Raw genomic sequence first — 7,127 nt, forward strand, 5'->3', positions numbered from 1 at the left:
CAGCCCGCCATCCGACATCACGATCTCCCCTGTCAAGTAATCCGAATCAACCAGCCACGCCACCGCCTGCGCGATATCGTCCGGGCTGGCCGCCCGCCGCATCGGCGCCTTCTCGCGCCAAAGCTGCTGGGCCTGCGTCCAATCCGCCGTCAACGGCGTATCCACCAACCCGGGCGCGACGGCATTGACGCGAATGTCGGGCGCCAGCGACACCGCCAGCAAGCGCGTCACGTGATTGAGCGCCGCCTTGCTCGCCGCGTACGGAATCGACGCCCCCTTGGGCCGCACGCCCGCATGCGAGCTGACGTTCACCACGCAGCCGGGCCGCCCGCGCGCGGCGGTCGCCTTCAACGCCGCCTGCGCTTCGGCTATCAACCGGAACGGCGCCACCACGTTGATCTCATGCAGTTCATGCCAGACCTCCGGCGTGGCCGCCGCCAGATCGGCATGCGCAATCACGCGGCTGATGCCGGCGTTGTTGATCAGCACGTCCAGCCGGCCCCACACGGCCACCGCCTCGCGCACCAGCCGGATGCGATCGGCGTCGTCGGCCAGGTCGGCCTGCACATAGGCGGCCGAGCCGAGCTCGCGCGCCAGCGCCTGCCCCACCTCGACCGAATTGCGCGAATGCAGGACAACTGAAAACCCATCCTTCGAAAGTCGGCGGGCAATGGCCGCACCGATCCCCGATGTCGAACCGGTAATCAATGCAACGGGCTGCGAAGTAGTCATGGCGATATCGATCGATTGAGCCGGGATGATTTTTACCCGGTGAAAAGAGAATGATTGGCTGGCAAGGCAACGTGCGTAACGCTCGGCTGTACTGCGGATTCCTAACTGGTCCGACCGGTCCGTCAAAACAATGAAATTAATTCGTAAGGATTAACGCCTTATTCAAAAGCAATTTGAAAGGAAGCCGTTCCAATTTGTCCGAAGCCGACAACGCCGGTCGTTTCCTACTGCAACCTATCTCATAATGGCTCACAATCGAGCCGCTTTATCCAATAACCCGATACGAAGCCCACCGCACAGGAGGAGAGACCGATGGCAGACAGCCCTCAAGACGATGCACGCAAACGGAAACCGCTATGGGTCTGGGTCGCGCTGCTGATTCCGTATGTCGCGCTTTTATGGCTGCCGTTCTATAACTACGGCCAGCCGTCGTTTGCAGGCCTGCCGATGTTCTACTGGTATCAATTGCTGTGGATTCCGGTTACGTCCGTGTTGTTGTATCTGGTCTACCGGAGTGAAAAATGAACGACGGCTATTCGATCGATCCGGTGGCGATGACCGTCTTCATCGCGTTTTTCGCACTCGTCACGGTGCTCGGTTTCATCGCGGCACGCTGGCGGCGCGGCGACCTCACGCAACTGCATGAATGGGGCCTCGGCGGCCGCCAGTTCGGCACGGTGGTGTCGTGGTTCCTGGTGGGCGGCGATTTCTACACCGCCTACACGGTGATCGCGGTGCCGGCGCTGGTGTATGCGGTGGGCGCCTACGGCTTCTTCGCGCTGCCCTACACGATCGTGGTCTATCCGTTCGTGTTCGCGGTCATGCCGAAGCTCTGGAAGATCGCGCACGCGAAAGGCCACATCACGGCGGCCGACTACGTGCACGGCGAATTCGGCGGCAAGTGGCTGCCGGCGGCGGTGGCGATCACCGGCATCGTCGCGACGATGCCCTACATCGCGCTGCAACTGGTGGGCATGCAGGTGGTGATCAAGGGCCTCGGCGTGTCGGGCGAGCTGCCGCTGATCATCGCGTTCCTGATCCTCGCGCTCTACACCTACACGAGCGGCCTGCGCGCCCCGGCGATGATCGCCTTCGTGAAGGACATCATGATCTACATCGTGGTGATCGCGGCGGTCTGCCTGATCCCGGTGAAGCTCGGCGGCTATGCACACGTGTTCGAACTGGCCGACGCGCACTTCGCGGCCAAGGGCGGCGCGACCGGCATCCTGCTCAAGCCGACCCAGTTCACGGCGTATGCCTCGCTCGCGCTCGGCTCGGCGCTGGCAGCGTTCATGTATCCGCACACCATGACGGGCGTGCTGGCCTCGGGTTCGGCCGCGACCGTCAAGAAGAACGCGATCTTCCTGCCGGCCTACACGGTGCTGCTGGGCCTGATCGCGCTGCTCGGCTACATGGCGATCGCCGCGGACATCCACGTCAAGTCGCCCACCGATGTGGTGCCGGCGCTGTTCCACACGCTGTTCCCGTCGTGGTTCGTCGGCTTCGCCGCCGCCGCGATCGCGATCAGCGCGCTGGTGCCGGCCGCCATCATGTCGATCGGCGCGGCGAACCTGTTCACGCGCAATCTGTGGCGCCCGCTGGTATCGCCGAACCAATCGGCGGCCGGCGAGGCCTCGACGGCGAAGCTGGTGTCGCTGCTCGTGAAGTTCGGCGCGCTGGTGTTCATCGTCGCGGCGCCGACGCAGTACGCCATCGAGCTGCAACTGCTGGGCGGCATCTGGATCCTGCAGATCCTGCCGGCCGTGGTGTTCTCGCTGTACACGCGCCGCCTCAGCGCGACCGGCCTGCTGATCGGCTGGCTGGTGGGGATCGTGCTGGGTACCGCGCTGTCGGTCTCGCAAGGCCTGAAGCCGGTGTACACGCTGCACGTCGGTTCGGGTTCCTACACGTTCTATATCGGCCTGATCGCGCTGGTGGTGAACATCGTCGTGACGCTGGTGATCTCGGCGCTGACCTCGGCCAGCCGTCCGCAGGCGGGCCGCGGCGCGGCAGTCTGAGGGTTGCCGGCCGCCCCGTGCTGCATGGCGGGGCGGCCGTAACCGGCGCGGATGCTTGCGCCCGCAACCGGTTGAGCACCGCCTGCCTTCAGGCGGCGCTCGAACGGACGTCAAGCCATCTCTTCAATCGTCATTCCGCACCGACGCCACGAGCCGGTCCCGCAAGCGCGCCACGGCCTGCTGCGTGGCGTCGCTTTCCTCGGCCGACAGGCCGGTCGCATCGACCACACTCAACTTTCCCAGCGTTTCGCGCAACTGCCGGCCTTGCGGCGTCAGGCTGATCAGCACCTGCCGCTCGTCGTGCTGCGCGCGCTGCCGCGCCAGATAACCGAGCGCCTCGAGCTTCTTGAGGATCGGCGTCAGCGTGTTCGATTCGAGGTAGAGGCGTTCGCCGAGCTGGCCGACCGTCTGCGCCTCGCCCTCGGAGGCGGCCACCAGCGTGATGTACTGCGTATAGGTCAGCCCGAGCGCGTCGAGCCGCGGCTTGTACGCCTTGCCGAAAGCCAGGTTGGCCGAGTACACGGCGAAGCAGAGAAAATCGGCGAGCTGCTGAGGGGTGGCGGGTTCGGCCGGGTCCGGACGGGTCATGAAACCTCGTGGCGATGCCTGATTGCGAGCGGCGGATTGTATAGCGGCATGCCGACAGGCATGTGTCAGACGGCCAGCCTGCGGCTCCCGCGACGGTCCCGCGCTGTTGTCAGGCATGCGCCGGTCCGCTATACCTGCCGTCTCGCGTGGCGAACCGGGGCGCCCGGCCCTCTGCGCCTCCCTTTTCCGGATCAAACGACCATGACCCATACCTATACGTTGACCGACCAGGCGGACGAGGCCGTTCGCAAGCGCATCGTCGAGCCGCTCGTGCAATACAACGTGAACGCCAGCAGCGCGCCGGCCGGGCATCGCCCGCTGGTCGTCGCGCTGCGCGATGCGGGCGGCGAGATCGTGGGCGGCCTGTGGGGCATGACGGGCTACGAATGGCTGTTCACGCAGTTGCTGGTGGTGCCGGAAGCGGCGCGCGGCAGCGGCGTGGGCACGCGCCTCATGCGGCTCGCCGAGCAGGAAGCGGTAGCACGCGGCTGCCATCACGCCTGGCTGGACACCTTCAGCTTCCAGGCGCGGCCGTTCTACGAACGGCTCGGCTACGCCTGTTTCGCCGAGCTGCCCGACTATCCCACCGGCTTTTCGCGCTACTTCATGAAGAAGGCGCTCGGTGCCGCCTGACGGCCCGCGCGCCTTGCCAGTGGCGCATCCGACGCCCCTGGCCGCACCTTCCGCGAGCCCCTGCCGCACGCCTCGTCGGCCAAAACCGCGTGCCGAGCCGCGCCGTTGTGTAAACTGCTGCCTTTTTTCTGATTCGCCGCATGTTGCCCACCTCGCCGCGCACTTCACTGAACGCGCCGGCCATCATCCGACTTCTGATGCGTCTCGGCCAGCCCGACGTGCCGCGTACCGCGCTGCCGTTGCCCGACCGACTCAGCGAATGGGTCGGCTGGACCGACGCGATCGCGCTCTCCTCCGTGCTGGCCGCCCCCGCGCCCGCCGCGGTGGCCGGCTTGCGTACGCAGGGCGGCGACGAGGCGGCGCGCTGCCTGGACCTGCGCTCGGCGCTGTCGAAGGCGATCGCCAACGACGCCCTGCTCGCGCCCGCGCGCGCGCCGCGCCACGGCCGCCAGGGCGGCGGCTTTGCCTCGCCTCCGCCAGCCGCGCGTCTGCCCGATCTCACCGGCCCGGACGCCGATTTCGCGCTCTATCGTCAGTGCTGCCTCGGCTTGCAGCAGAAGATGGAGAGCGACATCGGCGACCTGCGCGCGAAATTGCGCGGCCGGCTGGCGGCGCAATCGCCGGCGCTGGCACGGCTGGCCGCGCTCGACGCCACCATGGAGCGTGCGCTGGCCGCGCGCGAACGCAGCCTGTTCGGCGCGGTGCCGGGGTTGCTCGGTCAGTATTTCGAGCGGCTGCGCGCGGCTGCCAAGGCGGAAGCAGCCGAAGCCGCCGAGGCAGAAGCTCAGGTGCAGGCTGAGGCGGAAACCGTGGCGGCAGAGGCTCAGGCGCAAGCGGCGGCGGACGCCCAGGCCCAGGCAGAAGCCCCGAACACCGCCGCCCCAACCGCACACGCAGCCGCCGCCGTCCGGCCCCGCGTCGCCCCCGGCCCCGCGCCGGCCGACACCTGGCTCGACACGTTCCGCAAGGATATGCAGAGCGTCCTGCTCGCCGAACTGGATGTCCGGTTCCAACCGGTCGGAGGGCTGCTCGCGGCCCTTCGCGCCCGCTAATTTCCATCTATGTCCCGACTTCGCATCGATCTCGTCGTATTTCTCGCCGGCCTGGCCGTGGTGGCCTGGATCGGCGCCGGCTACGTGAGCGCCAATCCGCTCGCGCTGGCCGTCACGCTCCTGATCGCCGCCTTCTACGCGGGCGGCGCGTTCGAGCTGCACCGCTACCGCCAGGCCACGGCGAGCCTGACGCGCGCCTGCGCCACGCAGGCCGAGCCGGCCTCGTTGGCCGCTTGGCTCGAACCACTCGCGCCGGGCCTGCGCGGCGCGGTGCGCGCCCGCGTCGAGGGCGAGCGCGCGGCCCTGCCCGCGCCGGCGCTGACGCCCTACCTGGTCGGCCTGCTGGTGCTGCTCGGCATGCTCGGCACGCTGCTCGGGATGGTGGCGACGCTGCGCGGCACCAGCGCGGCGCTCGACGGCGCGACCGGCCTCGACGCGATCCGCAATGCGCTGTACGCGCCGATCCGCGGCCTCGGCTTCGCATTCGGCACCTCGATCGCGGGCGTCGCCACCTCGGCGATGCTCGGGCTGCTGTCGGCGCTGTGCCGCCGCGAGCGGCTCGATGCCGTGCAGCAGCTCGACGCGTTGAGCGCCACCGTGCTGCGCCCGTTCTCGCACGCGCACCGTCGCGAGGCCGGCTTCGCGCTGATGCAGCGCCAGGCCGACGCGATGCCGGCGCTGGTCGACAAGCTCGAAACGCTGATCGCGGCCATCGAGCGCCAGGGCGCGACGGCCGGCGACCGCCAGCTCGCCGGGCAACAGGCCTTCCTCGACAACGCCGAAGCCAGCCACGCGCGCCTCGCGGCGACGCTCGGCGAGGCGCTCAAATCGAGCGCGGCGGAAAGCGCGCGCGTGGCGGGATCGGCGATCGCGCCGGTGGTCGATGCCGCGATGGCCGGCCTCGCACGCGAAAGCGCCGCGCTGCACGGCACGCTGACGCAGGCGGTGGAACGCCAACTGGACGGCCTGAACCGTGGCTTCGAGGCCAGCACGGCCCGCGTGGCCGGGCTCTGGACCGACGCACTGGCCGAACAACGCCGCGCCGGCGACGCGCTGGCGGGCGACCTGCGCGGCGCGCTCGACAGCTTCAACGCCAGCTTCGAGGCCCGCTCGGCCACGCTGCTGCGCGATGTCGACAGCCGTCAGGCCGCCGCCGCCGAAGCCGCATCGCAAACCTGGCAAGACGCGCTGGCGCGTCACGAACAATCGGGCGAAAAGCTCGCCGACGACAACCGCCAGGCGCTCGCCTCGGCCGCCGCGACGTTCGAAACGCACGCCGCCGCGCTGCTGCGCGAGTTGCACGGCACGCAACAGGAACTGCAAGGCCAGCTCGCCGCGCGCGACGAAACGCGTCTCGCGGCCTGGACCGGCTCGCTGGAAGCCGTCGGCACGACGCTGCGCGAGCAATGGCAAGCCTCCAACGCGGCCGCGCAACAGCAGCAGGCCGAAATCTGCGCGACGCTGGAGCGCACGGCCGGCAGCATCGCCGCGCAGACCGAAGCGCAAACCGGCCGCGCGCTCGGCGAGATCGCGCGCGCCGCCGAATCGGCCTCGGCTGCCTGGGAAGCGGCCAGCACGCAGGCCGCGCAACGCCAGCAGGCCGTGGTCGAGGCGCTGGCGGCCACCGCGCAAGACGTGGCCGCGCGCACCGAAACGCAGGCCACCGCCACCGTCACCGAAATCGCGCGGCTGGCGGCGGCCTCGTCGGCGGCCTGGCAGACGGCCAGCACGCAGGCGGTCGAGCGTCAGCAGACGATCTGCGACGCGCTCGCCAGGACGGCCAACGAGATTTCCGTGCAGACGGCCGCGCAGGCCAGCGGCACGGTGGCGGAAATCGCGCGTGCCGCTGAGGCGAACGCCTCCGCATGGCAGGCCGCTTCGACGCAAGCCGCCGAACGACAACAGACCATTTGCGACGCGCTCGCCAAGACCGCCGACAGCATCGCTACGCAGACCGAAGCACACGCCAGCGGCACGATCGCCGAAATCGCCCGCGCCGCTGAAGCGAACGCTACCGCGTGGCAGGCCGCTTCGACGCAAGCCGCCGAGCGCCAGCAGACCATTTGCGACGCGCTCGCCAAGACCGCCGACAGCATCGCTACGC

7 protein-coding genes are annotated in these 7,127 nt (G+C 68.9%); 5 read left to right on the forward strand and 2 right to left on the reverse strand.

Features of this window, described 5'->3' with window-relative positions; all coding sequences use genetic code 11:
- On the reverse strand, positions 1-732 hold a 732-nt coding region (locus tag ACYP33_RS33410; protein ID WP_459625484.1), incomplete at its 3' end, for an SDR family NAD(P)-dependent oxidoreductase.
- Positions 733-1,044: 312 nt separating this feature from the next.
- Here ACYP33_RS33410 and ACYP33_RS33415 point away from each other — a divergent pair.
- Both ACYP33_RS33415 and mctP read left to right on the forward strand, forming a co-directional pair.
- Positions 1,045-1,257 carry a DUF3311 domain-containing protein gene (locus tag ACYP33_RS33415; protein ID WP_414441753.1) on the forward strand — a complete coding sequence of 71 codons (213 nt, stop codon included), beginning with the start codon at positions 1,045-1,047 and terminating at the stop codon, positions 1,255-1,257.
- Entirely contained in the window at positions 1,254-2,750 is a 1,497-nt protein-coding gene (gene mctP, locus ACYP33_RS33420; RefSeq protein ID WP_414447780.1) for a monocarboxylate uptake permease MctP, read from the forward strand. The genes ACYP33_RS33415 and mctP overlap by 4 nt, the downstream gene beginning before the upstream one ends.
- A 123-nt stretch (positions 2,751-2,873) precedes the next feature.
- Here mctP and ACYP33_RS33425 read toward each other — a convergent pair whose 3' ends face one another.
- A complete protein-coding gene (locus ACYP33_RS33425) occupies positions 2,874-3,338 on the reverse strand; it encodes a MarR family winged helix-turn-helix transcriptional regulator (protein WP_459625397.1) in 465 nt (154 codons plus the stop codon).
- A 201-nt stretch (positions 3,339-3,539) separates the two neighbouring features.
- Between ACYP33_RS33425 and ACYP33_RS33430 the strand changes: the two genes are divergently transcribed.
- The 3 genes from ACYP33_RS33430 to ACYP33_RS33440 all read left to right on the forward strand — a co-directional run.
- Entirely contained in the window at positions 3,540-3,971 is a 432-nt protein-coding gene (locus ACYP33_RS33430; RefSeq protein ID WP_459625398.1) for a GNAT family N-acetyltransferase, read from the forward strand.
- A gap of 140 nt (positions 3,972-4,111) precedes the next feature.
- Entirely contained in the window at positions 4,112-5,023 is a 912-nt protein-coding gene (locus ACYP33_RS33435; protein ID WP_459625399.1) for a DUF3348 domain-containing protein, read from the forward strand.
- A gap of 9 nt (positions 5,024-5,032) precedes the next feature.
- The coding region (locus ACYP33_RS33440) for a DUF802 domain-containing protein (protein WP_459625400.1) at positions 5,033-7,127 on the forward strand (2,095 nt) is incomplete at its 3' end.

This window comes from Burkholderia sp. 3C, assembly GCF_054589155.1.

What these genes read in the sequence shown, in the direction of transcription:
- ACYP33_RS33430 (WP_459625398.1), top strand. Translation starts at nt 3,540, where the DNA reads ATGACCCATACCTATACGTTGACCGACCAGGCGGACGAGGCCGTTCGC.
- ACYP33_RS33425 (WP_459625397.1), bottom strand. Translation starts at nt 3,338, where the DNA reads ATGACCCGTCCGGACCCGGCCGAACCCGCCACCCCTCAGCAGCTCGCC.
- mctP (WP_414447780.1), top strand. Translation starts at nt 1,254, where the DNA reads ATGAACGACGGCTATTCGATCGATCCGGTGGCGATGACCGTCTTCATC.
- ACYP33_RS33435 (WP_459625399.1), top strand. Translation starts at nt 4,112, where the DNA reads ATGTTGCCCACCTCGCCGCGCACTTCACTGAACGCGCCGGCCATCATC.
- ACYP33_RS33415 (WP_414441753.1), top strand. Translation starts at nt 1,045, where the DNA reads ATGGCAGACAGCCCTCAAGACGATGCACGCAAACGGAAACCGCTATGG.